Genomic DNA, 26,475 nt, shown 5'->3' on the forward strand with positions numbered 1-26,475 from the left:
AGAACGGTCTTGATGTGCCGACTATTCTAAACTGGAGGATGCGGTGGAACTACTTGATACTATAAAGACCAGAAGAAGCATTAGAAAATATTCCGGCAAGCCGGTAAGTGATGAGGATATCGACAAAATACTCGAAGCTGGGCGGTGGGCTCCATCTGGTCTTAATAACCAACCCTGGCGGTTTGCAGTTATCAGGCGAAATGAAACAAAGGAGGAGGTAGCTAATGCTACTGAATATAGGTCTACTGTTCTAGGGGCCAATGTTTTAATCGCAGTGTTTCTGGACAACTCAGTTTCATATAACCGCATAAAAGATATTCAGGCGATGGGAGCCTGCATACAAAATATGCTTCTTGAAGCGCACTCTCTAGGTTTGGGTGCATGCTGGCTAGGACAGATACTTGCAAATAGAGAACAGGTGGAAAGATTGGTAGGTGCTCCAGATAGTTTTGAGCTTATGGCTGTTATTGCCATAGGTCATCCAGCATCAACATCTCAAAAGGGTAGAAGGAACCGCCTAGATGAGTTGGTTTTTTTAAGAGAAGAGATTTAGAAGTTGTCTTTGATCTGATTCAGCTTCCTGATGATATTACTCTCGATGACATATATATCGCCGTCCGGGGATTGGGCAATGCCTATAATAGATGAGCCTGCCTGGTATATGACCTTATCTTGCCGCACCTGATCGCGAACTGTGCTGGTTAGTTCGATAGCATGAAGATTATCTGTGTTATATGTGCCAAAGATAAACCAATCTTTGAGTTTCGGAAATATATTGCCGGTATAGAATATAGCCTGTGTAGGTGCAATCGGCCGTCTGTAGACGATAAGGGGATTAATAAATCGCTTATCATTGCTCTTCCCAAGCACAATTGGCCAACCGTAATTACCGCCTTTTACAATCCTGTTTATTTCATCGTCTCTGGTCGGACCGTTCTCTGTGATATATAAGGCCTTTGTTTTCGGGTCAAAGGCCATGCCAAATACATTTCGGTGGCCGTATGAGTAGACAGGCGAGTTTTTGAATGGGTTGTCATCTGGGATTTTGCCGTCTGGTCTTACCCGTAAAATCTTTCCTGCGGTCGAGCTTATATCTTGGGCTAAACTACGGTTTCCTGTCTCTCCAGTCGATATGTAAAGGTTACCGTCAGGTCCAAAAGCTAGTATACCGCCGTTGTGAATTCTTCCGCCGGGGATGTTATCAACAATAACTTCTGGTTCTGGTGCCGCAGTATTGCTTTCGTTTTCTTTAAACCTAACTACCCTGTTAGTTAAGCGTCCATTTTTAACATAGGTGTGATAAATATAGACGTAAGGTTGAGCTTGAAAGTTAGGATGTAGAGCTATCCCTAAGAGACCTGTCTCATTATAGCCGCTTAGCTGTGGAACGTTTACTGTTGCAAAGGGCTTTCTTAGCAAACGGTGGTTGGCGAAGACCCTAATGCGGCCGATACGTTCGGTTATAAATATTCGCCGGTCGGGGGTAAAAGCCATAGCTATCGGTTGGTTAAGCCCGGTTATAGTTTGCGGGAAGGCTGGCTTCCTGGCTCTCTCTTTGCCACCCTGAGTTGTTACGGTAGATTTGGCGGTGGTCGTAGTTATTGGGCTGGTTTGCCCTGCGCAGCCGGCAAAAAGATACAAGCAAGCAGCAATTACCGCCATAATGGATAATGCTGAGGCCCAACTCCATCTCTTTTCCATATTGGGATTATCTCCAATTTTTTGAGGCCTAATCAGCCTTTTATTCTGCGCTCTCAAGCAAGTTCCGGCGAATAAAGAGCATTATTGAGGTCAGCATAAGAATAACCGCACCGATAGCAACGGCAGTGGGGCTACCTAACAGATTTGCGATCGATCCGATGAAGAAGCTTCCAATGGGAGCAAGCCCTATAAAACACCAGACAAAAAGGCTCATTATTCGACCTCTGAACTCGGTTGGTACGGCAGCCTGGAGCGAAGTGTTGGTCGCCGATACCGATATAAGAAATGATATCCCTATCCCAGCTTGTGCGATAATGGATACGATAAATTCTCTTGATAGGGCAAAGATAAATAAAAATATGCTGTAGCTAAGGATACTGAATTTGATAAGTGTTTTCCGCTGCACAGAATGAGAGAGCCCCGCTACAATGAGCGCTCCTAACACGGCGCCAAAACCGCTCGCAGCCATAAGATAACCAAGACCTCCGGGCCCGACTTTGAGGATATCCCGAGCAAAGACGGGCATAAGGACGGTATGCGACATGCCGAATATGGAAAGAATGCCAAGTGATATAAGGAGCATGGCTATAGAGATGTCTCTGCGTGCGTAATTTATGCCGCTGATTAGGTTTTGCCAGATATTTCCGCTGACTTTAGCTGTTTTCACCGGACGCGGTTTAATTAACACAAGAGCGACGATTACCGCTAAGAAACTTAGCGCATTTATATAGAAAGATGGCGCTACGCCCAGCCTGGCAATTATAATGCCCGCAACGGCAGGGCCTACTAACCTTGCTGCATTAAACTGGGCTGAGTTAAGTGCGACGGCATTCATCAGGTCTTTTCTTGGTACTAGCTCGGGGATTAGTGCCTGCCAGGCGGGAAAGTTAAAGCTGCTTGCAATTCCAGCGGCAAGGGATATGGCAAGTATTATCAGGATGTTCGCAACTCTTAATGAAACTAATAATCCGAGGACAAACGCCAGAACCATTAGAATTATCTGACTTATTATTAAAAGCGATCTTCTTTCATACCTATCAGCAATAACTCCACCAACGAGTGCCAGGAAGAACGTGGGGAGGCTTGAAGTAAAATTAACCAACCCAAGGCTAAACTCCGAATTTGTGACCTGGAAAACAAACCAGCCAAGGGCAACCGACTGAATCCACGTCCCTATATTAGAGAGGAAAGCTCCCGACCACAGGTAACGATATTCAGGGTAACGAAGAGAAATAAAAAGCCGCCCCCGCCTTGTTGTTGTTTCTATGATTGCCGTTTCGGGAGAGGTCGTCTCAGCTTCTATTATCTCCGTCTGCAGTAATTTACTATCGCTATTGGCTTGGTTGTTATTAGCGGTCATCTATCATCAATATTCTATTTACCCACTAACGTATTGCTAAGTCAACCTAGCCCAATATCCCAAGAATTTTAAAGTTGTATTATAATAGCGTATTATGATTACAGCTATGGATTATAAGCCCATATAGGTCTGGCAAAAAAAATCGAAGCAATTAGTAAATTCGGAGGATTCAAGTTTAGAGCTTGCTTATCCTCGCTGCAGATGAGCTGAAATTTAATGCCTGCCCGGTCTAATGCTCTTACCAGTTGAAGAAGGTAATTAATGCCGTAATATTGTTGCTGCAGATGGGGGATGTATAAATGCAGTTAGGTCATTTGAAACGCCTTTTTGATATCTATACTATTGTACCCCTAGCGGTAATTATATAAACAAAATGATGACATAAGTTTATATAAGCACTTCAGTGGTAAACATAAATAGCAGGTCATGAAAAAGCATATTAGCAATTGGTAAATCTGCAAATTATAAATGCTTATACTTAAAGCTCAAGGATAAATAAATAGCTTAAAGATATTAGTCTGCGGGAGTGTGGCTGCTAAGTTAAAAGGGCTGCAATTATACCAACAAGAAATATTCCATCAAATACTCCTGCTCCACCTATGCTAATAGCCAGGGCTCCCATATTGCGTACTTTACCCAGGTTCAGTAAGTCTGCACCCGTTAGAGTCCCGAGAACTCCCGATATAAATGCGACAGGGGCTGGATTGTCAGGGGCTAGCGTATACGCCAAAATTGCCGATATGATCGGCGGAATAAAAGCGGGCATAGCTATGCCAACGCCAGGAACGACTCTTGCAAGGATTTTTGAAACAGCTGTAATCACAACCGTTGCGATTATTGTGGGCAGCAAAGGTGCTTTAGGTAAGAAGTATAAGGCCAGCAAAACAGGTATCAAAGCACCGCCTACATTGATAAAAATAACCTGCTCGGCAACCCTTGGAGGATAATAAAAGAATGGGAAAGGTAGCCGGCGGTCTTCGATTACGGTGATCTTGCGGCGTGATATGGGGATGTTTATATATCCACCAACTATGATGCTTAAGAATATAAGGAATGTTTCGACTGGTGAGAGCCCTAGCTTGGTAAAAGATATTGCTATAGCGTTAAATAAAAACAAGACAAAGACAAAAAAGAGCAAAAAAGCAAGGATTACAGGTACAAATATTGCACGCCTCATTTTTCCTCCAAATTATGCTGCAGCGGCCGGCTTTATAATATCTCTTATTTTTTGCAAGTCTTCTCTAAATTCCTGCATTCTTTCTTCGCCTTCACTGACCATAAAAGCCCTTAGTATTGCTGCTGGGTGGAAGGTAGGTAAAACAGCTATCCCATGCCAGTTAAAAAACTTACCATGATCTTGGGTAAGCTTAAAATCCTTTCCTAGAAACCACTGGCTGGCTTTGGCACCTAAAGCTACAATAAGCTTCGGTTTTACCACTGCTATCTCGCGCTCTAGAAACTCTCGCTCGAGGTTTATCTGTCTCGCAGATGGCGGCTTATTGCTCCTCTTACCGCCGGGGATTTTCTTGCACGACCTGTACTTGACCACGTTAGTTATATAAAAATCTTGGTCTACTTCAAACCCTAAGTCCCTCAGTACGTCTTCGAGTAGCTTACCGGCTCGGCCAACAAATGGTTTCTGCTGCTTCTCTTCTTGTTCGCCAGGTCCCTCGCCAACCAGCATGCAATTGGCATCGGGATTGCCGCGGGGAAATACCGGGGTATTGCCTACATCCGGAAGCTCTCGACACTGCCTACAGTTTGCAATGTCCTCTTCAATCTTTTTTATGACTTCGCTTTTATCTAGTTCGGACATCAGGGTTTGGATACCTCAAATCAAGTTGATGTAAACGAATCTCACACACCTTGGATAAGTAAATAATGGAAAAAGGTATAAGTTGGCGACCGTATAAATATAATCCGCGGTTTAGTGTAGCGTTTTTATAGTTCCGCACGGGGGTATAAGATTAGCTGATTGGGAGGGAAAATATCGGTATTTGGCAGCAGTAATTGCAGCATTTAAACAAGTAAATGAGCTTAGTTGCAATATAAAACTCTCAAAGCAGATTGCTGTATAGCTAGTCTCTTAGATATTGCAAACCTGCTCACCCCATTTGGTGAGCATTATGTCAGGAGGATGGTAATGAAGATAGCTATGGTCGCAGGCCCCTGGCTTCCTGTACCGCCAACCGGCTATGGTGGAGCTGAACTAGTTGTAAGTCAACTCGCCGACGGTTTGGTGGAAAGAGGCCATGAAGTAGTACTCTTTGCATCTGGTGACTCGAAAACTAAAGCAAAACTAGTACCTATTGTTGCACACCATATTGGTCAGGACTGGCCTGGCTATGGTCTGCCGCTTCAAAATGCATTTTCCGAGTATTCGTTTGTAAGGTCGTTCATAGAAAAAGTAGACATAATTCATGACCACACAATGCATCATAATACCTGGCTTCCAGTAAAGTGTATTTACACACTCCACGGTCCTGCAGAATGGGGTGCCGAGCTTGCCCGCAGGATGAGCGCGTTCGGCCAGCAAAATTATTTTGTGGCCATAAGCAACACCCAACGCCGTTTTTACGGTGAAGAGGGAATCAACTTCGTCAAGACCGTCTATAACGGGATCGATCTTACAAAAGTGCCTTTCTCCGAGAAAAAGCAGGATTACTTGTTTTTTATTGGACGGGCAAATAGAGAAAAAGGTCTGGACCTTGCTGTTAGGATTGCCATTGCGGCCAAGCGGAAGTTAATAATGGCCATAAAGATGACTGAGGCCCATGAAAAGGAATATTTTAGAGAGGTTGTTAAGCCGCTTCTTCAAAAGGCAGATGTTGAGATAAGGGGAGATATAACAATTGAAGAGAAATTTGAACTCTATAAAAATGCCTATGCAACGCTTTTTACCAGCCAATGGGAAGAGCCTTTTGGGCTTGTTATGATCGAGTCGATGGCCACAGGTACTCCCGTTATAGCGTTAAAAAGAGGCGCGGCTGCCGAGGTTATTAAGGATGGCGTCACCGGCTTTTTAGGCAATACACTTGATGACTTGATTAAGGCAGTATATAGGGTTCCCGAGATCAAGCCTGATATTTGTCGACAATATGTGGCTGAGAATTTTTCTGTCGAGAAAATGGTTGATGGTTATGAGGATGCCTATAAGATGGTTCTCTATGGAATTAAGCGGGCGGTAACAGCCAAAGATGTTATGACCACAGAAGTAGTTACGGTAACCCCAGAGACCACAAGAGAGGAGCTTATAAAAATACTCGCCCGGTATGACATCAGTGGCGTTCCAGTTATGGCTAACGGTAGGCTTGTAGGGATAGTGAGTGAGGATGATATACTGGCTAAACCTGCGGCGGAAAAGGTAAAGGATATGATGACAAGAAACGTTATCACTGTTAACGAGCGGGATTCTGTCTACAGGGTTGCCTCTGTTATAATAAGAAATAGGATCAAGCGTGTTCCTGTTATGGATAACAGCCGTTTGGTTGGGATAATAAGCAGGCATGATTTGGTGAGGGCGCTTGCCCTTGAGAAATATGGAACAGCGGCAGCATGAAAATGTGCTAAAGTCTAAAAGCGCCAAATCGCCAATGCCTTGCCTACACATAACTTCCGCACCGAGCGACCAAAACGTATTTTTCCTGGTATAATTATCATTATGGAGCACGGGAAGCTTACTACCGATTATTTTAAAGGTGTTCGATGTCTAAAGAGAAAAAGCGCTACCGCATAGGGATAATGGGGGGTACATTTAACCCAATCCATTATGGTCATTTGGTTACAGCTGAAGAAGCGCTTTACCAGTTTAAACTGGATAAAGTAGTTTTTATGCCTGCCGGGCAACCCCCTCATAAAAGAGATAAAGAAATACTGTCTCCGGAAGACAGGTATTTGTTAACTGTAATAGCAACCGCATCTAATCCGGATTTTGAGGTCTCAAGACTTGAGATAGAGCGGGTGGGGCCATCGTACACTGTGGATACTCTACTGGAGCTGCATGAGGTATATGGTCCTGAGACCGACATGTTCTTTATAACGGGAGCAGATGCAGTCTGGGAAATACTCACGTGGAAGGACGCCGAAAAACTTGTTGAGCTAACCGAGTTTATAGCGGCAACTAGGCCGGGTTATAGCCTGGAAAAATTCAAGAAGCTTCACGTTTTACCTGAGGGTGAGCATAGGGTAAAAGGGAAGCCAAGGGTATCGATTATGGAGATACCCGCTTTGGCAATATCCTCAACAGATATAAGGAGAAGGGTACGAGAGAACCGTCCTATTAGATATCTTGTGCCCGAAGGTGTGGCAAGCTATATACAAAAAAGTGGCTTTTGGAGAGACTAGGAATTGCCGACTTTCGATATTATGATTATTGATTGAAAAGGTCTCTCTAATTCTTTCCTCCAGAAGAGGATCAAGTGAGGGTGTAACTTTACGGCTTCTAGCTTATGAATCTCAGGTGAGGATCGCTTATCTTCACTGCTATAAGCCATGACGGACTATGAACTATAACGCAGAGCAAATTAAGGAAAAACTGAAGAGCAAGCTGCTTCCGCAGCACTATGACCATTGTGTGAGGACTGCTGAGGCGGCGGTAAGAATGGCCCAGGCTTTTGGGGTAAATGAAGAAAAAGCATATTTAGCGGGGCTTCTGCATGACTATGCCAGGTCAATGAGCTCAGATGAACTTATATCTGAAGCCAAGAGGTTGGGCCTTGGGATAAATCCAGTCGAGGCGGCATTTCCCTATCTACTTCATGCACAGGTAGGCGCACGGCTAATTGAAATAGACTTAGGCATTATGGACAAGGAAATCATTGATGCCATAGAGAATCATACGCTTGGCTCAACATCAATGACGCCGCTTGCCAAAATAATCTATGTAGCAGATATGATTGAGCCAGGAAGGCCTTACCAAGGTCTTGATGCGCTAAGGCGTATTGCCTTAGACGATTTGGATGAAGTGTTTAGGGAAGCATATATACACTCGCTTGAATACCTTATTAGGGTTAGAAAACTAATACATCCATTGACGGTTGAGGTATGGAACAAGTTGATTGCGAAGCAACATGTCTAAATTATTCAAGGCTGCAGGTGCAGGCGAAAATTTAGAGAACCAGGAACTTTTAAGCGAAGATAGCACAGGGCAAAGGGTTAAATCCCGCCGCCGCATATTAATTGCATCTGCAATTTCTACAGGCTCCATTTTGGTTATATTAATAGTTGCACTGCTTGCTTTTGGATTTATGGCGACAGGGGAAAAATCTAATTCTAAGCATAAAAGCAGCGATAAAGCATCTATCCCTGCTAAAAATTCCACTAAAAGGACTGAGCACGCAAACAAAAGCCAACTCAACAATCTAGAACAGAAGACCATAGCAAGTCTTGATAGCACGAGTACACCGATGGTCAAGCAGATTTTGAACACCCTCATTATTGGCGTTGATAACTCAGGTGTAAACCGTAATGCCAAAGGTATTTTGTTTGCTAGGATTGATACATTAAGCGGAGTCGTGCAGGCCATCAATATACCGGAGAGGACGTATCTAAATGTAAGTGGTGTTGGCGTTGACCAAATAGGTCAGACCTATGCCGACGGCTTGGATTCAACCAAAAGAACCGTTGAGGATTTACTTCAGGTACAGGTCGATAGCCATATTATCATGCGTTATGAGGATTTTGATTACCTAGTTAGCGGGAGCCGGTTCAAGATAGCCTTTGAAAGGGCGATTGAAACCAGCTTTTCGGAGAGCGAAAAGAACCTCTACGCCAAAGAAGTGGCAAAAATAGACCTTGCAAAGGTAAGTGTATTTCCGCTTCCGGTAAGGCTCATCAGCATAAACGGCGAGCCTTATTATGAGCCCAATAACGAGGAAATAGGCCGTCTGTTAGAGTCATTGTGGGGAATAAAAATGTTAGTAAAAACTGAGACTACGCGGGTATTAATACTGAACGGGTCCGGACAGCCTGGGGTTGGAAGAGTGGTTTCAGACAAACTAAAAGCCGGCGGTTTTATTATTGTGGACGTGAAGAATGCAAGCAATTTTAACTATAAAAAGACCATTATAGTGGCCTACAAAGAAAATTATATGGATAAGGCGCAAATGGTGCAAAGGCTTCTCGGAACCGGAGAGGTAATCTACCATTCAGTTGCTCAGGATGTAGCTGAGATAGCTGTCATAATAGGCGCTGATTTCAAGGCATATTAGAGGAGGGTAGCATCTGGAACCGAAGGATATTGCAGAACTGGCTGCATCTGCTGCAGCCGACAAACAAGCAAACGATATCGTTATAATACATATCGGGGATATCTTTGTGATTACGGATTATTTTGTTATCTGTAGCGGTCAGACAAATCGTCAGGTTCAAACAATTGCAAATAACGTCGAAGAAAGATTACGTGAACACAAGGTCAAGAAACTGCGTCTTGAAAGTGACAAGCAGGGTAATTGGATATTAATCGACTTTGGTGCGGTTGTTGTCCATATTCTCACGCAGGAGCAGCGCGATTATTACCAGCTTGAGAGGCTTTGGTCTGATGCACCACACCGAAAGTGGGAAGTAGTGAAAGGGACATAGCGCAGATTCTCCATTAGCTTATTTAAGCTAATGGATAGATAGCCAGTCGATATTGAAAAGTTGAAAAGGAGATATAATCATAACCCATAATATCTGCATTTATCTGGGAGCAGTGGAGGAAAGAAAAGCTAAAACTCCTTAGAAGCTCTTTAAGTAACTGTCTTCTTGCCTTAATTGACATCGCCGTTATAAATCATTAATATATGTAGGGATATTTTTGCAAATCTGGGGCCATAGCTCAGCGGGAGAGCACTTGGCTGGCAGCCAAGGGGTCGGGGGTTCAAATCCCCCTGGCTCCACATATAATAAAGCCCACTAATTAGTGGGCTTTATTATTGTACCGATAATCGAAAATAAAAATTGAAAATCAACTGGGTTATTGAGAGCAAGCTAGAAAGGTGAGAGCATATTTAAGGAAGAGCATTTTCGATTCGGTTGATTCTTGATTTTCAATTTTTGAATTATCTAGCCCTCGCTATTTAATTCTTTTTATGCGATATTTCCTATAAAATGTTAGATACTATGCAGGCATCTCAAGATATTGACGATAATTTTGCTGAAGGAGACTTTTAGATTTCACTTTCAGGAGGTTCGGCGTGACCGAGAGATATAATCACAAGGAAATTGAGGAGAAATGGCAGAAAGCATGGGAAGAAGGGGATATTTTCCGCACTTATGAGGACCCATTGAAGCCCGAAAAATACATACTGGAGATGTTTCCGTACCCGTCGGGTGAGCTTCATATGGGCCACGTGCGCAACTATTCGATAGGAGATGTTGTTGCCAGATATAACAAGATGCGGGGGTATAACATCCTGCATCCTATAGGTTACGATGCCTTCGGTCTTCCTGCTGAAAACGCGGCTATTGCCAGGGGCATCCATCCGGCACAATGGACCTTCAGCAATATAGAGAATATGCGAAAGCAACTGAAGCAGCTTGGCTTAAGTTATGATTGGAGCCGCGAGGTTGTAACGGCAAATCCCGACTATTACAGATGGGGCCAGTGGCTATTCTTGAAGTTCTACGAGCGTGGATTAGCGTACCGCAAAAAAGCGCAGGTTAACTGGTGCCCAAGCTGCGAGACTGTCCTTGCAAACGAGCAGGTGGAAGCCGGAAGGTGCTGGCGCTGCGGAAGTATTGCCGAACTGCGTGACCTGGAGCAGTGGTTCTTTAAAATTACTGATTATGCTGAGAGGCTGCTTAATGACTTAGAGCTTTTGACTGGCTGGCCGGAGCGTGTCCGCATCATGCAGCGCAATTGGATTGGAAGAAGCGAAGGCGCGTATGTTGATTTTAAGGTTAAGGGCAGTGATAAGATAATCACCGTCTTTACAACAAGGCCCGATACGCTCTATGGCGCGACATTTTTCCTGCTCGCTCCAGAACATCCTATAGTCAACGAGCTAGTTAAAGGAACTGATTATGAGGCGGGGGCTAAAGAATTCAGACAAAAAGTCGCTGCTGAGACAGAAATCGACCGCACTTCAGCCGAGAAAGAGAAAAATGGCTACTTCACGGGTGCCTATGTAATAAATCCAGTAAACGGCGAGGAAATTCCGGTTTATCTGGCGGACTATGTACTCATGGGGTATGGTACCGGTGCGGTTATGGCGGTTCCGGCGCATGACCAGCGCGACTTTGAGTTTGCTACTAAATATGGTCTTCCAATTAAGGTGGTTATAGAGCCGGCTGGAGAGAAGTTGAACCCGACTATGATGGCGCAAGCGTATGAGGGCGAAGGCGTCATGGTAAATTCTGGCCCATTTAACGGCACACCTCAGACCGAGGGAATTAAGAAGGTCACCGAATATCTTGAGAACAAAGGTGTCGGAAGAGCGGCGGTTAACTATCGCCTGCGCGATTGGTTAATATCAAGACAGCGCTACTGGGGAAACCCTATACCTATAGTCTACTGTGAGAGGTGCGGCATAGTGCCTGTTCCTGAGGCGGATCTGCCGGTTATATTACCAGAAGATGTAGAGATTACAGGAAAAGGCGGCTCGCCGCTTGGAAAAGTTGAATCTTTTGTTAACACGACTTGTCCGCACTGCGATGGGCCGGCAAGACGCGAGACCGACACGATGGATACGTTTTTTGATTCGTCTTGGTATTTCTTGCGTTACTGCAGCCCGCATGAAGATAAACTTCCATTTGACAAAGATGCTGTTGACTACTGGATGCCGGTAGATCAATACATTGGTGGTATTGAGCACGCGGTACTCCACCTGCTTTACTCCAGGTTCTTTACAAAGGTACTTTACGATATGGGTTTGTTAAGTGTAGTTGAGCCATTTACCAATCTTTTGACACAGGGTATGGTTATCAAGGATGGCGCGAAGATGTCCAAATCAAAAGGTAATGTTGTTGACCCTGGTATGATTATCGATAAATATGGCGCAGATACGGCTCGGCTCTTTATTTTGTTTGCTGCACCTCCTGAAAAGGAGCTGGAGTGGAGCGACCGTGGGGTCGAGGGTTCTTATCGGTTCCTAAATAGGGTTTGGAGACTAGTGCTAGAGAACAAAGATTTTATTGCCGGTACTCCTGCTGTTGAATCGCTTGATTCAGATTCGGCGGCGAGAGATTTGCGCTCACTGGTGCACAGAACCATACGGCGTGTTACTGCTGACATTGAGCGTTTCAGCTTTAATACCGCAATAAGTGCAATTATGGAGCTGGTTAACGCAATGTATAAATATAATGATAAAGACAAGAAGCATGCAGGGGTTATAAAAGAGGCGATAGACAACCTTATACTTATGCTCTCACCGTTTGCTCCACATATAGCTGAGGAGCTCTGGAGCAACCTTGGAAATAGAGAGAGTGTTTATCTGCAAGCCTGGCCGAAATATGACCCCGAGCTTGCAAAGACTGAAGAAGTGACCCTGGTTGTCCAAGTCAATGGCAAAGTACGGGATAAGATTACTGTTGCCGCCGATATTTCTGAAGATGAAATGAAAAAAGTAGCCCTTGAATCGGAACGTGTTCTTGCCCATGTTGGAGACAAGCACGTCAAAAACATCTTCATTGTGCCGGGTAAGCTGGTCAATATAGTAGTTAAGTAATTCTTGCTTTTTGATTTATGCCGGCAATTGAAATAATCTAATTAAAATAATCTAAATGAAGTGCAGCCCATAAGGGCTGCTTTTTCTTCTGGCTTCAGATTTAAGGTGATGAATCAGATTTAAGGCAATGAGCACCCCAATCTGCATATCCTTTATCTACGGTTTTTTTGAAAGAATTATTGACGGCAAGAAGGGAAAATCGTGTTTATGTAGAATTGCCTATATATGCAAAAGCATACTTGGGCAAAATGCAAGCCAAATATCGAAGAGTTGGTGCTGCTTGCAAGGGAGAAGATGGCGGACAGCGGGCTCGTGATTGAGAAGCGCCAGGCAGCAGTGATTGTTTTGCTGCTTATATTTATAGTTTCCGGTAGCCTATTACTTTATATGAAATCTAAGCCACGACCGGTTGCTGTATCAAAGGCGGTGGATAAGCCAGAGCAAACTTCTAAAAGGGACTTGCCGGCAAAAGTTGAGGATGCTTGTATGCTATATATCCATGTGGCGGGTGCGGTTGTTAATCCAGGAGTATATCGTCTTAAAGAAGGAAGTCGGGTTATTGATGCTGTTAACGCAGCAGGGGGTGGATTGGATTCTGCCGACGAGGGAGCGCTTAACCTTGCCGCTAAGGTCTTCGATGGGCAGAAGATTTATATGCCCAAGAAAGGCGAGGTGCCCCAGCAAACCATATCTTTACAGGCTGGGGCTGATGGATCCACAGGCGATGCTAAAATTAACCTCAATACGGCGACGCTTGAGCAGCTCGATGCGCTTCCTGGAATAGGGCAGGTAACCGCCACAAGAATAATTGAGTACAGAAATAAGCGCGGCCCATTTAAAAGGGTCGATGACTTAAAAGAAATCGATGGGATAGGCAACAAGAAGTTTGATCAGATCAAGGACCGGTTGTGTGTTGAGTGAGCTTCGCCTACCGCCTATTCTTGTTTTTACAATCGCGCTCATGGCCGGCATAATCTTAGCCGACCTGTTTCGCCCCGGATTTACCTTGTCACTAATCCTATTTCTTTGCGGTATAGCCATTTATCTGATTGCGACGATGAAAAACCTGCTTTTAAGGTTTGTTTCATCTGCACTCATGTTTCTGCTACTGGGAATGCTTTTGACATCGCTTGCTGCCGCCAAGCTCGATGCCGGTTTACTTTATAAATACGCAAGAGAGTCTTCTTATGTAACGGTAGAAGGTAGACTGGTCAGTGACCCAAAACTGCAGAATGGAGTTTCAAGTTTTGATCTTGAAGTTGGCAAGCTGTCTGTTGGCGATAAAAGCTGGCTGATTAACGAAAAGCTTAAAGCCAAAATCCGCTCCAGAGATCGCATAAGGCTTTATATGGGGCAGGGTGTAAGGATATCTGGACATCTAGAGCTTCCTAAGTCTGACGGCGATTTAAACTACCGTTGGTATCTGTATCATAAAGGAATAACGTCAATTTTGGTTGCTTCGAGCGAGGATATCAACCGCGCTGATAACGCTTTCTCGCTAATGTCTTTTGCCGGCTCGATCCGACATTGGATCAAAGAGCGAAACATGTCTCGTCTGCCTGTTGATCAGGCTGCCTTGCTTAACGGCATCATACTTGGAGATGACTCCGACATACCGGAGGATGTAGGGGATTCATTTAGGGCAACTGGCCTTACCCATATACTTGCAGCATCTGGCATGAACATTGCTCTTGTACTGACTGCACTGTGGCCTTTACTTCGCTTACTTCGTTTGCACGCAAAGTGGCAATATTTTATCCTTGTCTTGGCTGCCGCCCTCTACACGTTAGTTAGCGGAATGTCCCCATCTATTAGCCGGGCTTTTCTTATGGCAACTATTGCTCTTACCGCGTGGGTAATTGGAAGGGAAGGAAATATCATTGCATCGCTATCAGCCGCGGCCATGATAATCCTTATTGCTGACCCTTTAATTCTTTATGATATAGGTTTTCAACTATCATTTGCCGCTACCGCCTTCCTAATCTCTTTTGTACCTGTGTTTGATGGAATGATAGATGTTCTGCCTAGGCCTTTAAGGTCTGCGCTATCAGTAGCATTCGCTGCCCAAATTGGCGTTATTCCTTTAATTGCTTACTACTTTGGACAGCTATCGGCAATCTCGTTAATAGCGAATCTGGTAGTTGTGCCACTTGCCGGACCGGTACTGATTTTAGGTATGGCAGTACTGCCGGTTGATTCCATAGCGCCGTATTTAGCAAAGCCGGCTTATACGCTGCTGTCGGTGATGCTTAGAGCAATGATTTTAGGGGCTAAAATACTGTTTAAATACCCAAGCGCTACTTTATACTTGAACCAACCTTCACTCGGCACTGTCATTATCTATTACATTGTTATCGCATGTATATATGTATATATACGCAAACTTAACCTAAAGTTGAGGTTAAGTAATGTAATAATAATCATTGCTATCATATCGCTTGCTCCAATTTGCTGGCAAATCGCAAGGTCTGTTAGCTCTTCTGAGTTTGAGGTGACTTTCCTGGATGTAGGGCAAGGGGACAGCGCTATTGTATCCGGACCAGACGGATCGGTGATACTCATCGATAGTGGGCCTAATCCGGGGATTATCAAACGCAAGTTAGACCAAAGAGGAATTAAAAAGATCGATGCTATAATAGTTACCCACGCTCACAGCGATCATTTGGGTGCACTAGATAGGTTAATCGATAGCTATAACATTGGAGGAATCTTGTATCCAGCAGGCATAGACAGAACAAGGGCTTTATCTATTATATTATCAAGCGCAAAAAGAAAAGGAATCAAGTGTACTTCACTTGATACTGGGGATATTTTGCATGTCGGAAGTTGTCTCGAGGTTGACATTCTTTACGCAGGAGCAGATGGAGAAGAAAACGATAACTCGGCTGTAACCATGATCAAATATAGTAAGCTGAGCCTGCTGTTTACAGGTGATGCCGGCGGTGAAATCGAGAGGCAGTTGATACAGGAGAGAAAAAGTATCGATGCCGACATCCTTAAGGTAGGACACCACGGAAGCTCCGTTTCAAGCACAAGAGATTTCCTTTGCGCCGTTACGCCTTGCATCTCTGTCATATCGGTTGGCAGGAATAACATGTATGGGCACCCCGCGAGGTCAACAATTGATCGCCTACTAGATGTCGGTTCAAAGATTTATCGCACAGACAGGAATGGGGATGTTACAATTAAATCGGATGGTAATGCTTATCAGGTGTATGTTGAGAAGGAGTAGACCTAGAGTAGGTTGTCATGCTGCAGTTATCTATACAGCTGCGCTGCTAAAAACCTTTTAGTTACTAGTTACACTGCAATGTGACAGTGCTAAGCACTGATTCTAGGGAATGGAAATGAAGCAGGCAAAACAGAAACCGCTAAAGCCGGTTTACCTTATTTATGGTGACAAGAAGATGATAGAGGATGCGCTTGCCCGTCTTAAAAGGCGTATCTCAGCCCAATTTAATCTTGATTTTAACTTTGATCACTTCAATGGTTCTTCAGACAGTGCACTTGATATCATTCAGGCTGCAAATACGCTGCCGTTTATGTCAGAGAAAAGACTGGTAGTCGTAAAGGATGCCGATAAGCTTTCTGCGGATGATACTTTAAAGCTGGCAAGATATGCGGAAAGCCCTTCTAAGACTACCTGTCTAGTTTTAGTTGCTGGGTCTGTTAATAAGGCTGGCAAACTATATAAGGCTGTCGAGAAGAGCGGGGAGGTTGCTGAGTATAAGCTTAAAGGCAGCCTCGTTGCCTGGATAAAAAACGAATTCAACGGGTGGGGAAAGCTTGTTTCAGATTCTATTGCTAAATATTTACTTGACATGGTTGGATCAGACCTTTTAAGGCTAAGTGTAGAAATAGAGAAAATAAGCCTCTACTGTACTGAGGAACGCATTATCGACCCGAACGAGATCGATCCGATTGTGGCCAGGTCGTTTGAGACTTCTGTGTTTGATCTTGCAGAAAGAATTGGTGAGAGAAATATCCCTAAGGCTATTGAGACTCTACATTTTCTGCTACAGCAGCGGGAGCCACCGCTTGCAATTTTAAACTTAATTGCTAGGCATTTCAGACTGACTCTTAGAGCAAAAATTTGGGTTGAGCAGGGGCGCGATAGCAAATATCTTATTGAAAATCTGACAGGGGCTGAGGGCAAAAAGCTACCTTACTTCGCAGTAAACAAATACAGGGAACAGAGCTATAATTTCTCCGTCGATGAGCTGAAAAAAATATTCGAACGTATCCTTGAGGCTGATATTGCGCTTAAGTCGAGCCTTCAACCCCCAGAAGCCATTCTTGAAGATCTGATTATTCAGCTGGCTGCATAACGTAACGGTTAGTAAGTTTAGCCGGCTAATTTATTGAATTTTTTCATTAAGCTTGATTTCTTGTTTGCGGCGTTGTTTTTGTGGATGATGCCTTTTTCGGCTGCTTTATCCAGCTTCTTTATAGCTATATCGAGTGCTGATTTAGCAGCATCCCGATCACCGGCTGCTACTGCATTGTTAAATTTGGTGATGTAAGTTTTTAGAGCCGACCTAACGCTTTTATTGCGAATGCGCTGGCGCTCCGCTACTTTGATCCGCTTAATTTGCGACTTAATATTCGCCAAGGTTATCCTCCTTTACCTTCAGAACAGAGAAATTTTATCACAGCATTTTCCAAACCGCAAGATAACCACAAGATAAAGCGTCATAATCAACACAATAAATAGCCAAAACAACCGATAAATAGCATTATACATAAAAAACGAATTGTTTAAATTCGCTGTGCTATAATCTTTAAGACCGCTTAAAACCGGGAAGTTCAGGGGTTAAAACAGCAGAATGCAGGATGAAAACATAATCGCTGGCGATGCTGATAAATCGCCGTCCATCGCTAAATCGACAGCTAAAATGTCAGTGGCCACTACTTTCAGCCGGTTAACCGGCTTTATGCGAAATATGGCGCTGGCTTACGCGCTTGGTAGCGGTGTTCTAAACGATACCTTTGCCACCGCAAACGTTATGCCCAATATTATATTCGAACTTCTTATGGGAGGTATTTTAGGCTCGGTTATTATTCCGGTTTACGTCCAGTACCTGGCCGAGAAGAGCGATAACGAATCCCGCTACATGATTAGCAACCTCACAAATATCATATTTGTTCTCGCTGCAGCTCTAAGCTTACTGGCTGCAGTGTTCGCACCGTTTCTTGTACACCTTATAACAATACGTGAGCCGTCCAGGGAAACGCCCTTAATGGTCATGTTCTTCAGAATATTTGCGTTCCAAATAATGTTTTACGCGCTCGCTGCGGTCTTTACCGGCGTACTAAACTCACACCGCCGATTTACAGTGCCCATGGTGGTTCCAATCCTAAATAACATAATTGTGATTGCAACGGTACTTGGTCTCTATCTGCCGTTTTACAAAAGCAATCCTCATTTTGCCCAAACGGCTTTGGCAGTTGGGACAACGGCTGGGGTGGCTGCGCTCGCAGTGGCTCAGATTCCGTATGTCTTAAGGGTAGGGCTGACTCTGAGGCCGGTACTTGATTTCCGTCATCCAGCGGTAAAACAAATTGCCAGGCTGGGACTTCCGATGATCGGTTTTGCAGCTACGGTACAGCTTAATACTTACGTTATTTACATGCTTCTGCAAGAGGATAAGGGTGGGGCAATGGCGTATATGAACTCGCTTGCTTTCTTTCAGCTGCCTTACGCAATTTTTGTTGTATCGATAGTTACGGCTATTTTCCCCGAACTTTCTCGTTATGCTAACAGTAAAAACTTTACTAAATTTAAAAGTACGCTGTCTTTAGGCCTGCGTGTGACGTCGTTTATAACCATCCCTTCAGCCGTTTTTGTCGCCGTAATGGCAAAGCCCATAATCGGTCTTACCTTACAGCACGGAAATTTCGATGAGGCAGGTACCGAAATAACAGCTGGCATGCTTACCGCATTCTCATTCGCCTTGCTATCGTACTCACTTTACAACACGCTCACCAGGGTTTATTATTCTCTGCAGGACACAAAAACGCCGCTAAAAATCGGTGCCTTGAGCATCCCGCTGCAAATCGTGTTTAACTTTCTGCTCTATGAAACGCTTGGGGCTTGGGGTCTGCCAATTTCTTACGGGTTGGCGCTTACTTTTGCGGTAATCATACAGCTATATATCTTAAGGAAAAAAATAGGCCCGATAGGGGCCTCGATTATATTAAGGGCTATAGTTAAGCAGTTCGTGGCGGCAATTCCGATGGGGCTCTCAGTGTTTCTGGTATATTACTTGCTCCAAGGTGCTCCGATGCCGCGCATGCTTGTCCAGACATTTGAGATTGCCATTGCGGCTGTGGTGGCTGCTGTAGTTTATTTGGGAATGGCGCTACTGCTTGGCGTTGAAGAGGTCGATTTTATTAAACAGATATCAAGAAGATTTATGCGAGCAAGGATGAAAACAATTTAAATGAATCAGAAAAATATAAGAAATTTTAGCATAATAGCACATATAGACCATGGCAAATCTACGCTTGCGGATAGGTTGCTTGAGCTGACGCACGCTGTGTCTGAGCGTGAGATGGTGGACCAAATCCTCGATTCGATGGATCTTGAACGCGAGCGTGGCATCACTATTAAGGCGCGCGCCGTTAGGATCAATTACAGGGCTAAGGACGGAAAGGAATATGTCTTAAATCTCATCGACACGCCGGGGCACGTTGATTTTACTTATGAGGTATCAAGAAGCCTTGCTGCCTGCGAGGGTGCCCTTCTTGTCGTTGATGCTGCTCAGGGTGTTGAGGCTCAGACTCTTGCCAATACGTTTCTTGCTTTAGAAAACAACCTGGAGATAGTGCCGGTCATAAATAAAATAGACCTGCCGAGTGCTGATCCAGAGAGGGTTGCAGGTGAGATAGAGGAAAGTCTCGGAATTGATGCAGGCGATGCCTTGATGGTCAGCGCGAAAACAGGCGAGGGGGCAGAGGAAGTACTCGAAGCGATAGTCAGAAAAATCCCCGGGCCGAAAGGCGATCCCTATGCACCACTAAAAGCACTCATCTTCGACTCGCTATACGATCCTTACCGTGGGGTTATAGTCTACATCAGGGTAGTCGATGGTTCGATCAAGCCAGGACAGAAGATAAAGATGATGGCGACAGGCCGTATTGCCGAGGTTGAAGAGATTGGTGTGCTTCGTCCTGCAATGGATAAAGTAGGCGAGCTTGGCCCAGGCGAGGTGGGTTACCTTATCGCCGGAATCAAGGATGTTCGCGACAGTAAGGTTGGTGATACGATAACTTATGCTAAGCATGGGGCAGAAGAGCCGCTTCCCGGTTATCGCGAGGCTAAGCCGATGGTCTTCTGCGGTCTTTACCCGGTAGACGGTGGCCAGTATGAAGATTTGCGGGACGCTCTCTCCAAATTGCAGCTTAACGATCCGGCACTTGTTTATGAGCCTGAAACGTCATCTGCTCTTGGTTTTGGCTTTAGATGCGGTTTCCTCGGGCTCCTACATATGGAGATAATTAAAGAAAGACTTGAGAGGGAATACAACCTCGAACTTGTTGCAACGGCTCCAAGTGTTGCATACCGGATTACTAAGACTAATGGGGAGCAAGTAATTATACGCAATCCATCAGAGATGCCGGCTCCTCACATCATTGAAAAAATGGAGGAGCCGTTTGTCTCGGCTGTTATACTTCTTCCTAGTGATTATGTGGGAACGGTCATGGAGCTTTGTCAAGAGAGGCGCGGCGAGTTTAAAAACATGCAGTATTTGAGCGAGAACAGAGTCGAGATTCATTATGACCTGCCGCTTGCAGAGATATTACTTGACTTCTTCAATCAGTTGAAGTCGCGTACGCGTGGATATGCATCGCTTGATTATGAGCATAAGGGTTATAAAGTAACCGATCTGGTTAAGCTGGATATACTGCTTGCGGGCACACTGGTTGATGCGTTCTCCTGTATTGTGCCCAAAGAGAAGGCATATCCGATAGGAAGGGAACTTACAAACAAGCTGCGGGAGATTATCCCAAGGCAAATGTTTGAAGTTGTAATCCAGGCGGCCATTGGGAGCAAGATTATCGCACGCGAGTCGGTAAAAGCAAAAAGAAAAGATGTTCTTGCCAAATGCTATGGCGGTGACATAACAAGAAAGCGCAAGCTTCTCGAGAAGCAAAAAGAAGGCAAACGCAGGATGAAGCAAGTTGGACGGGTCGAAGTCCCTCAAGAAGCTTTTATGCAGGTGTTGCGAGTTGAAGATAAGTAGCGGGCATGGTTCATAGATAGATTTTTGCTGGGTATTACCACTTTACATGCCACACCTCTATGAACCATGACCTGTGAATGGCGAATAATATCTTTGCCTAGTTTCTTCTTGCATTTATTAATCCAGAAATTCCGACGACCACAAGGTAGGCGGCGACGGCGTAGCTTAGAGCTTGCGGGAAGATAAATATTAATGCTCCAAATAAGATTGCTAGAATCGCAGTAGTGATGAATGAGTAATTCAAAGTCTGAAACCTCCCAGCTTATTGTTCTGTATCTGGTTGATTCTTCACTTAATAAACGAGAAAAGTCGCAACAGGTTACGTTTATTTATATAAGATGAGCGCAAGAGACAACGCCGCGCATGTTTCCTGCGCTCTATTAACTTGCCTTACGCTGCTTTCATTTTGTCCTCTATCTCAGGACAGCTTACAACATCGACCGGAGAATTATACATTTCATGCGAGCAGGCCATCAATAAATCCCGCATCGGCATCATTTTTCCTTTATCAACCTCAACTTGACGGTTACCTACCTGTTCTATCAGGTCATTGCGGCTAATAGGGAAGTTAACTCCTTCAAGTGCCTGGGTTAATGAGGCGGTGCCGTAAGCTTCGCCCTTTTCTGGTCCGGGTCTATGTTCCACCTGGCAATCCTCCTTTAGCTTAGCTTGCACATTTTCTATGCTTGTTAATCTACATAACTTGTACCCGCGGTAGTGCTTGTTAAACGATTATTGACATCCTTCCAACAAAAGATATAAGGTTGTTATAAACAAGACTAAAATAGTCTGAATTTAAATCGGAAGAATGACCGACCGTATATATCGCTATAGGCTTGAAATACCCCGGTAACCCCGATTTTTAAGGAGCAACATGCAGGTCAGTAAAAGATCTGAATATGCAATTCTTAGCGCTATCTATCTGGCAAAAAGCAAGAGGTTTTGCGATATAAATGAGATCGCAGGGTCGCAGAAACTCCCAGTATCTTTTGCTGCAAAGACGCTTCAGGCTCTTGTGAGGGTGGGGATATTAATTTCAAAGCGGGGTGTTGGCGGCGGATTTTGTTTAGCACGTCCGGCGGCAGAAATAAGCCTTCTTGAACTAGTTGAAGCTGTTGATGGAGCAATGGCTATTAGCAGCTGCTTGAAAGATAACAGTTCATTTAGTCCTAATAACCGTTTGCTTCGATCTATATGGGGGCGGGTACAAGGCGCTATTATATCTGAACTGAGCGGGATGACCCTCGCCGATATAATTGCCGGGGACACTAGCAATGGAAAAAGTACGCATAAGAGGCCGGTTATACTCTGCGATTTCGATGGGACTATAAGCAGAAAAGATGTATCCGATACAATCTTTACGCTATGGCTTGGCGATAAGTGGTCCGAGATAGACCAGGAGTGGCACGACGGTAAAATCTCAATGGTTGGGCTGTATAAGAAGTGCTGGTCGCTTGTTAGTGCATCTGAGGAGGAACTGCAGTCGTTTGTCGATAGTATCGACATAGACCTTTACTTTAGTGAGTTTGTTCGTAAGGTTAGGGAATCGGACATATCTATATACCTAGTAAGTGACGGTTTCGACTATTTCATAGAAAGGATTATGGGCCGTTATGGCCTTGCTGATATTAAATATTACGCAAACGGACTTTCATTTGTTAATGGAAAACCAAAATTAGCGTTTAGAAATCAGCACCCTGAGTGTATCCAATGCGCAAACTGCAAGAAGTTTGTAATAGACGAGAAGCGAAGGGATGTCGAATTTGTTATCTATATCGGCAATGGTCTGTCCGATAGGTGTGCTGCTAGGCATGCCGATCTTGTGTTTGCAAAGGATAGCCTGCTTAAATATTGCAAGGATGAAGGGATAGCTTATGTGCCATATGAGAACTTTGGTGAAATTATAAAGTATTTGCATGGCCAGGGGGTACTTAGCGGTGAGCTATCAGCCTTTAGCCTAAAGAAAAAAGCAATAAAAAGCTATTAGCTTAGAAGAGATTGATCCATGGAAAACAAAGCAAGACTTGTTGAACAATTAAAGAGCGTGCCGTCTAGTCCAGGCGTTTATATCTATAAGGATTCCAATGGTCGGGTCATATATGTCGGAAAGGCGAAATCCTTGAGATCGCGTATGCGCTCGTACTTTAACAGTAGCGACCATTCGCCAAAAACACGGGCACTTATCGATAGGATAGCGGATTTTGAGTTCTACGTGACTGGAAGCGAAGTCGAGGCGCTTGTTCTTGAGGTGAATCTCATTAAGAAATACCGCCCGGCTTTTAACGTGTCTTACAGAGATGATAAGAGCTACCCATATATTGCAATAACCTGGCAGGATGATTACCCACGCGTTTTAATAACGAGGGAGCGTCACCGGCGGGGGACCAAGTACTATGGTCCCTACACCAGCATCCAGGCAGTGCGCGAGACATTTGATACGCTGCGGCGAATCTTTCCGTTCAGGACATGCAGGCGCAGCAGACCGGGCAAGTCGACCGGCTCGCCATGCTTGAACTACCACATAAAGAGGTGCTTAGGCCCGTGTATCGGTGCGATTTCGAAGAGTGATTACCGGGAGATGATCGAAAAGGTTGAAATGTTCTTAGAAGGCCATCCCGAGCCTGTAATCGATCAGCTTGAGGTGGAAATGAAGCAAGCTTCCGCAAGACTTGAGTTTGAACATGCTGCCCGAGTTAGAGATAGGCTTGAGGCGGCCAAGGTAGTTCTGCAGAAACAAAAAGTCGTCTCGGAGGCTGGAGAAGATTTCGACGTTATTGGACTTAGCATCGACGGAGCAGCCGGCTGCATAAATCTATCGACTGTTCGTGACGGTAAGCTAATCGGCAGCAAGAACTTTATACTTGATAGAGGAGAATCGAGCGATGATATCTTAAGTGCTTTCATTAAGCAGAATTACATCAGCTCAACTTCTGTACCACCACAGATACTCCTGCCTACAGAAATCGAGGATAGGGGGCTAATCGAGGAGCTGCTGAGCCAATTAAGGGGCACCAAAGTCACGCTTAAGGTCCCACAGAGGGGAGATAAGTGTGACCTTGTTAGTATGGCCTCGGCCAATGCCCAATATGCTTTGGGCATGTCTTTAGTTAAGCATTCCTGGGAGAAGGAGACATCGACAAGGGCGCTCGGCATGCTGGCTTCGGCCTTGGGGCTTTCCCAGATACCGCTGCGCATCGAGTGCTTCGATATTTCGACCATTCATGGCCGGAATTCTGTGGGCTCGATGGTAGTATTTAAAGACGGCCGTCCGGCAAAAGATGATTATAGGAAGTTCCGCATCAGCCGCGTTGAGGGAATGAACGATTACGCGATGATGTATGAGGTTATAAGCCGACGGCTCGAACATAGAAAGGCAAACTTTGACCCATCGTTTTCCGATGAACCCGACCTAATTATTGTCGATGGAGGAAAGCCTCAGCTTTCCGCCGCAGTCTCCGCCATGCAGAAAGCAGGCTTTGAGGATATTCCGGTCTTTGGTCTAGCCAAGCGCGAAGAAGAGATATACGCTCCTGGTATTGATAAGCCGATCAGACTTGACCGCGGCTCTGACGCTTTAAAATTATTACAGAGGGTACGGGACGAGGCACACCGCTTTGCGATTACGTACCATAGAAGCCTTCGCGGAAAAGCCATGGTCGAATCTGCTTTAGATAAAATACCGGGCATTGGCGAGAACAGGAAACGGCTTTTACTCAAACACTTCGGGTCTCCAGCTGCAATTGCGGCTGCCGACTTGGAAGAATTAAAAAGCGTACCCGGTCTGCCGGGTATAGTAGCAGAGCGGGTCCATCGGCACTTCCATCACAACGAGGGCTTAAGTTAATGGGTATTAAAGGCTTCAATATATATCGGACAGAGTGGGGAGTGGGGGCCGCTATCTTTAGTGAGATGGGTCTTGCAGGTATTGTATTTCCACATTCTGATGAAGTTGCGCTGGAAGAGGAGATTGTTAAGAATTTCGGCAAGCAAGATTATAGGGAAGATTTAGGCCAAGACTTATGCTCATCTTTAGGTAGATACTTTAGTGGAGAGCGGGTTCAGTTCGATTATCAGCTGGATTACACCGGGGTTACGGAGTTTCAGAGGAAGGTATATGAGACTTTAAAGGCTGTACCTTACGGTGAGACTACTACTTACAAGAGGTTAGCAGAGCAATGCGGAAGCCCAATGGCTGCAAGGGCAGTAGGTGGTGCTATGGCGAGAAACCCGTACCCTGTAGTTGTTCCGTGCCATAGAGTCCTGAAAAGTGATGGTAGCATAGGAGGTTGGAGCGGTAAACGGGGTTGGAAAGAAAGAATGCTTGTCATAGAGGGCATATTGCCAATTAGCTATGCAGAAAAAGTTGGTCTAGAATAAAATGAATGCGCTAATTACCAGGAGGCTGGCAGGGCTAATACGAAAGCTCTGCTCCTTTCCTCTGGGAAGAGTATCTAGCGAGGGTGAAATATTATGGTTTCTAGCTTTAGGTTTCTGAGCCAGAAACGATGCCCTTTTCTCAAGAATTGAGGTGTGGTTTACCGAAATATTAATAGATACTAAATCTAATGGAATAGCGAGGTTGGGTTATAATTGGAGAACAAGCATATTGAATTTGCAATCATAACGGGGTTATCCGGTGCGGGGAAGTCTGAAGCTATTAAGTGCTTTGAAGATATGGGTTTTTTCTGCATAGATAACCTGCCGCCTTCCTTGATTCCTAAGATGGCTGAACTGTGCACTCTGCCGGGAAGTAAGGTAAGGCAGGTTGCGACGGTGTGCGATGTCAGGGGTCGGGAATTTTTTGACGCTCTTCTTGGCGAGCTCCAGAAATTGAAATCTCAGGAAATAAAGTATCAAATACTATTCCTTGAGGCGTCTGATGAGGCACTTATCAAGCGCTTTAAGGAAACTCGGCGACGCCATCCGCTTGCCGAAGAAGGCGCAATCATTGATGGTATTCATCAAGAACGCCACATTATGGAGCAGTTGCGCGGTCAGGCAAATCTTGTTATAGATACGAGCGATCTCGCACCTTTCGAGCTTAAAGATAAGATACGCACAGCTATCTTGAAGAAAGACAAGCAAAAGAAAGGTATTATGATTACCGTTATGTCCTTTGGATATAAATACGGTATGCCCTTGGATGCAGACCTTGTGATGGATGTCCGCTTCCTGCCGAATCCTCATTATATCGAGTCGCTTAGGCATTTTGACGGCACAAACGAAAATGTATGTAATTTTGTGCTAAACAGGTCGGAGACCCAAACTTTTTTAAAAAAGTTTAGAAGCCTCGTGGCATTTCTTCTTCCCAGATACGTTGCAGAAGGAAAGACTCACCTAACCATTGCAATCGGGTGTACGGGCGGTACGCATCGATCGGTTGCTATTGCCGAGCAGGTCTCTGGATTTTTAAAAGGAAAGGGATACAACGTTGTTGTCCGTCATAGGGATGTGAAGAGAAAGAAATAGGTCTAGAAGTGCAAAGTCTATGCTTTGTTTTTTAAGAATGAAGAGGTATGTT

The 26,475-nt window shown here is 44.7% G+C and carries 23 protein-coding genes and 1 tRNA gene; 17 read left to right on the forward strand and 7 right to left on the reverse strand.

Features of this window, described 5'->3' with window-relative positions:
* Positions 1-43: 43 nt before the first annotated feature.
* Entirely contained in the window at positions 44-553 is a 510-nt protein-coding gene (locus tag K6T91_04340; protein ID MCL6472022.1) for a nitroreductase family protein, read from the forward strand.
* Here the strand turns inward: K6T91_04340 and K6T91_04345 are convergent.
* The 4 genes from K6T91_04345 to K6T91_04360 all read right to left on the reverse strand — a co-directional run bounded on the left by K6T91_04345 (position 550) and on the right by K6T91_04360 (position 4,877).
* On the reverse strand, positions 550-1,701 hold the full coding sequence (locus tag K6T91_04345; GenBank protein MCL6472023.1) for a PQQ-dependent sugar dehydrogenase: 1,152 nt from the start codon (positions 1,699-1,701) through the stop codon (positions 550-552). The two genes, K6T91_04340 and K6T91_04345, sit on opposite strands and share 4 nt — an antisense overlap.
* A 40-nt stretch (positions 1,702-1,741) precedes the next feature.
* Positions 1,742-3,061 (reverse strand): MFS transporter, encoded by a 1,320-nt coding sequence (locus tag K6T91_04350; protein ID MCL6472024.1) that lies wholly within the window; start codon positions 3,059-3,061, stop codon positions 1,742-1,744.
* 535 nt (positions 3,062-3,596) lie between these two features.
* Entirely contained in the window at positions 3,597-4,238 is a 642-nt protein-coding gene (locus K6T91_04355) for a DUF1614 domain-containing protein (GenBank protein ID MCL6472025.1), read from the reverse strand.
* Positions 4,239-4,250: 12 nt separating this feature from the next.
* A complete protein-coding gene (locus K6T91_04360; GenBank protein MCL6472026.1) occupies positions 4,251-4,877 on the reverse strand; it encodes a uracil-DNA glycosylase in 627 nt (208 codons plus the stop codon).
* A 327-nt stretch (positions 4,878-5,204) separates the two neighbouring features.
* Here K6T91_04360 and K6T91_04365 point away from each other — a divergent pair, with 327 nt between their 5' ends.
* From K6T91_04365 to holA, 10 genes are all read left to right on the forward strand, one after another.
* Entirely contained in the window at positions 5,205-6,620 is a 1,416-nt protein-coding gene (locus tag K6T91_04365; GenBank protein MCL6472027.1) for a CBS domain-containing protein, read from the forward strand.
* 146 nt (positions 6,621-6,766) lie between these two features.
* The gene (nadD, locus tag K6T91_04370; protein ID MCL6472028.1) at positions 6,767-7,405 is read left to right on the forward strand and encodes a nicotinate-nucleotide adenylyltransferase; all 639 of its coding nucleotides are present in this window, start codon (positions 6,767-6,769) and stop codon (positions 7,403-7,405) included.
* Between the two features lie 157 nt (positions 7,406-7,562).
* Positions 7,563-8,138, forward strand: a complete 576-nt coding sequence (gene yqeK / locus K6T91_04375; GenBank protein ID MCL6472029.1) for a bis(5'-nucleosyl)-tetraphosphatase (symmetrical) YqeK — start codon at positions 7,563-7,565, stop codon at positions 8,136-8,138.
* A complete protein-coding gene (locus K6T91_04380) occupies positions 8,131-9,270 on the forward strand; it encodes a LytR C-terminal domain-containing protein (GenBank protein ID MCL6472030.1) in 1,140 nt (379 codons plus the stop codon). The genes yqeK and K6T91_04380 overlap by 8 nt, the downstream gene beginning before the upstream one ends.
* Positions 9,271-9,283: 13 nt before the next feature.
* Positions 9,284-9,640, forward strand: coding sequence for a ribosome silencing factor (gene rsfS, locus K6T91_04385; protein ID MCL6472031.1), 357 nt, complete (start codon positions 9,284-9,286; stop codon positions 9,638-9,640).
* Between the two features lie 227 nt (positions 9,641-9,867).
* Positions 9,868-9,939: transfer RNA gene (locus K6T91_04390), tRNA-Ala, on the forward strand.
* A gap of 297 nt (positions 9,940-10,236) precedes the next feature.
* Complete coding sequence (leuS, locus tag K6T91_04395) at positions 10,237-12,708, forward strand: leucine--tRNA ligase (protein MCL6472032.1); 2,472 nt, start codon at positions 10,237-10,239, stop codon at positions 12,706-12,708.
* A gap of 225 nt (positions 12,709-12,933) precedes the next feature.
* Positions 12,934-13,629, forward strand: a complete 696-nt coding sequence (locus K6T91_04400) for a helix-hairpin-helix domain-containing protein (protein ID MCL6472033.1) — start codon at positions 12,934-12,936, stop codon at positions 13,627-13,629.
* Positions 13,595-15,940, forward strand: coding sequence for a DNA internalization-related competence protein ComEC/Rec2 (locus K6T91_04405; GenBank protein ID MCL6472034.1), 2,346 nt, complete (start codon positions 13,595-13,597; stop codon positions 15,938-15,940). The genes K6T91_04400 and K6T91_04405 overlap by 35 nt, the downstream gene beginning before the upstream one ends.
* Before the next feature lie 115 nt (positions 15,941-16,055).
* The gene (holA, locus tag K6T91_04410) at positions 16,056-17,036 is read left to right on the forward strand and encodes a DNA polymerase III subunit delta (GenBank protein MCL6472035.1); all 981 of its coding nucleotides are present in this window, start codon (positions 16,056-16,058) and stop codon (positions 17,034-17,036) included.
* A 17-nt stretch (positions 17,037-17,053) separates the two neighbouring features.
* On the opposite strand, the gene rpsT is transcribed toward holA, so the two are convergent.
* Positions 17,054-17,320 (reverse strand): 30S ribosomal protein S20, encoded by a 267-nt coding sequence (gene rpsT, locus K6T91_04415; GenBank protein MCL6472036.1) that lies wholly within the window; start codon positions 17,318-17,320, stop codon positions 17,054-17,056.
* A gap of 214 nt (positions 17,321-17,534) precedes the next feature.
* Here rpsT and murJ point away from each other — a divergent pair, with 214 nt between their 5' ends.
* Positions 17,535-19,151 (forward strand): murein biosynthesis integral membrane protein MurJ, encoded by a 1,617-nt coding sequence (murJ, locus tag K6T91_04420; GenBank protein MCL6472037.1) that lies wholly within the window; start codon positions 17,535-17,537, stop codon positions 19,149-19,151.
* A complete protein-coding gene (lepA, locus tag K6T91_04425) occupies positions 19,152-20,954 on the forward strand; it encodes a translation elongation factor 4 (protein ID MCL6472038.1) in 1,803 nt (600 codons plus the stop codon).
* Between the two features lie 97 nt (positions 20,955-21,051).
* Here the strand turns inward: lepA and K6T91_04430 are convergent, their stop codons facing one another.
* The gene (locus K6T91_04430) at positions 21,052-21,198 is read right to left on the reverse strand and encodes a DUF3096 domain-containing protein (protein MCL6472039.1); all 147 of its coding nucleotides are present in this window, start codon (positions 21,196-21,198) and stop codon (positions 21,052-21,054) included.
* A 146-nt stretch (positions 21,199-21,344) separates the two neighbouring features.
* Positions 21,345-21,599: a hypothetical protein gene (locus tag K6T91_04435; protein MCL6472040.1), complete on the reverse strand. Its 255-nt coding sequence runs from the start codon at positions 21,597-21,599 to the stop codon at positions 21,345-21,347.
* Positions 21,600-21,828: 229 nt separating this feature from the next.
* On the opposite strand from K6T91_04435, the gene K6T91_04440 reads away from it, so the two are divergent.
* The 4 genes from K6T91_04440 (at position 21,829) to rapZ (ending at position 26,423) form a co-directional block, all read left to right on the forward strand.
* Positions 21,829-22,941, forward strand: a complete 1,113-nt coding sequence (locus K6T91_04440) for an MtnX-like HAD-IB family phosphatase (GenBank protein ID MCL6472041.1) — start codon at positions 21,829-21,831, stop codon at positions 22,939-22,941.
* 18 nt (positions 22,942-22,959) lie between these two features.
* Positions 22,960-24,798: an excinuclease ABC subunit UvrC gene (gene uvrC, locus K6T91_04445; protein MCL6472042.1), complete on the forward strand. Its 1,839-nt coding sequence runs from the start codon at positions 22,960-22,962 to the stop codon at positions 24,796-24,798.
* Complete coding sequence (locus K6T91_04450; GenBank protein ID MCL6472043.1) at positions 24,798-25,331, forward strand: methylated-DNA--[protein]-cysteine S-methyltransferase; 534 nt, start codon at positions 24,798-24,800, stop codon at positions 25,329-25,331. Before uvrC ends, K6T91_04450 begins: the two co-directional genes overlap by 1 nt.
* 228 nt (positions 25,332-25,559) lie before the next feature.
* Positions 25,560-26,423 carry an RNase adapter RapZ gene (rapZ, locus tag K6T91_04455; GenBank protein ID MCL6472044.1) on the forward strand — a complete coding sequence of 288 codons (864 nt, stop codon included), beginning with the start codon at positions 25,560-25,562 and terminating at the stop codon, positions 26,421-26,423.
* The last annotated feature ends 52 nt before the right edge of the window (positions 26,424-26,475 follow it).

The organism is Bacillota bacterium, from assembly GCA_023511485.1.
In the GTDB taxonomy this organism is placed as follows: Bacteria; Actinomycetota; Aquicultoria; order Aquicultorales; family Aquicultoraceae; genus CADDYS01.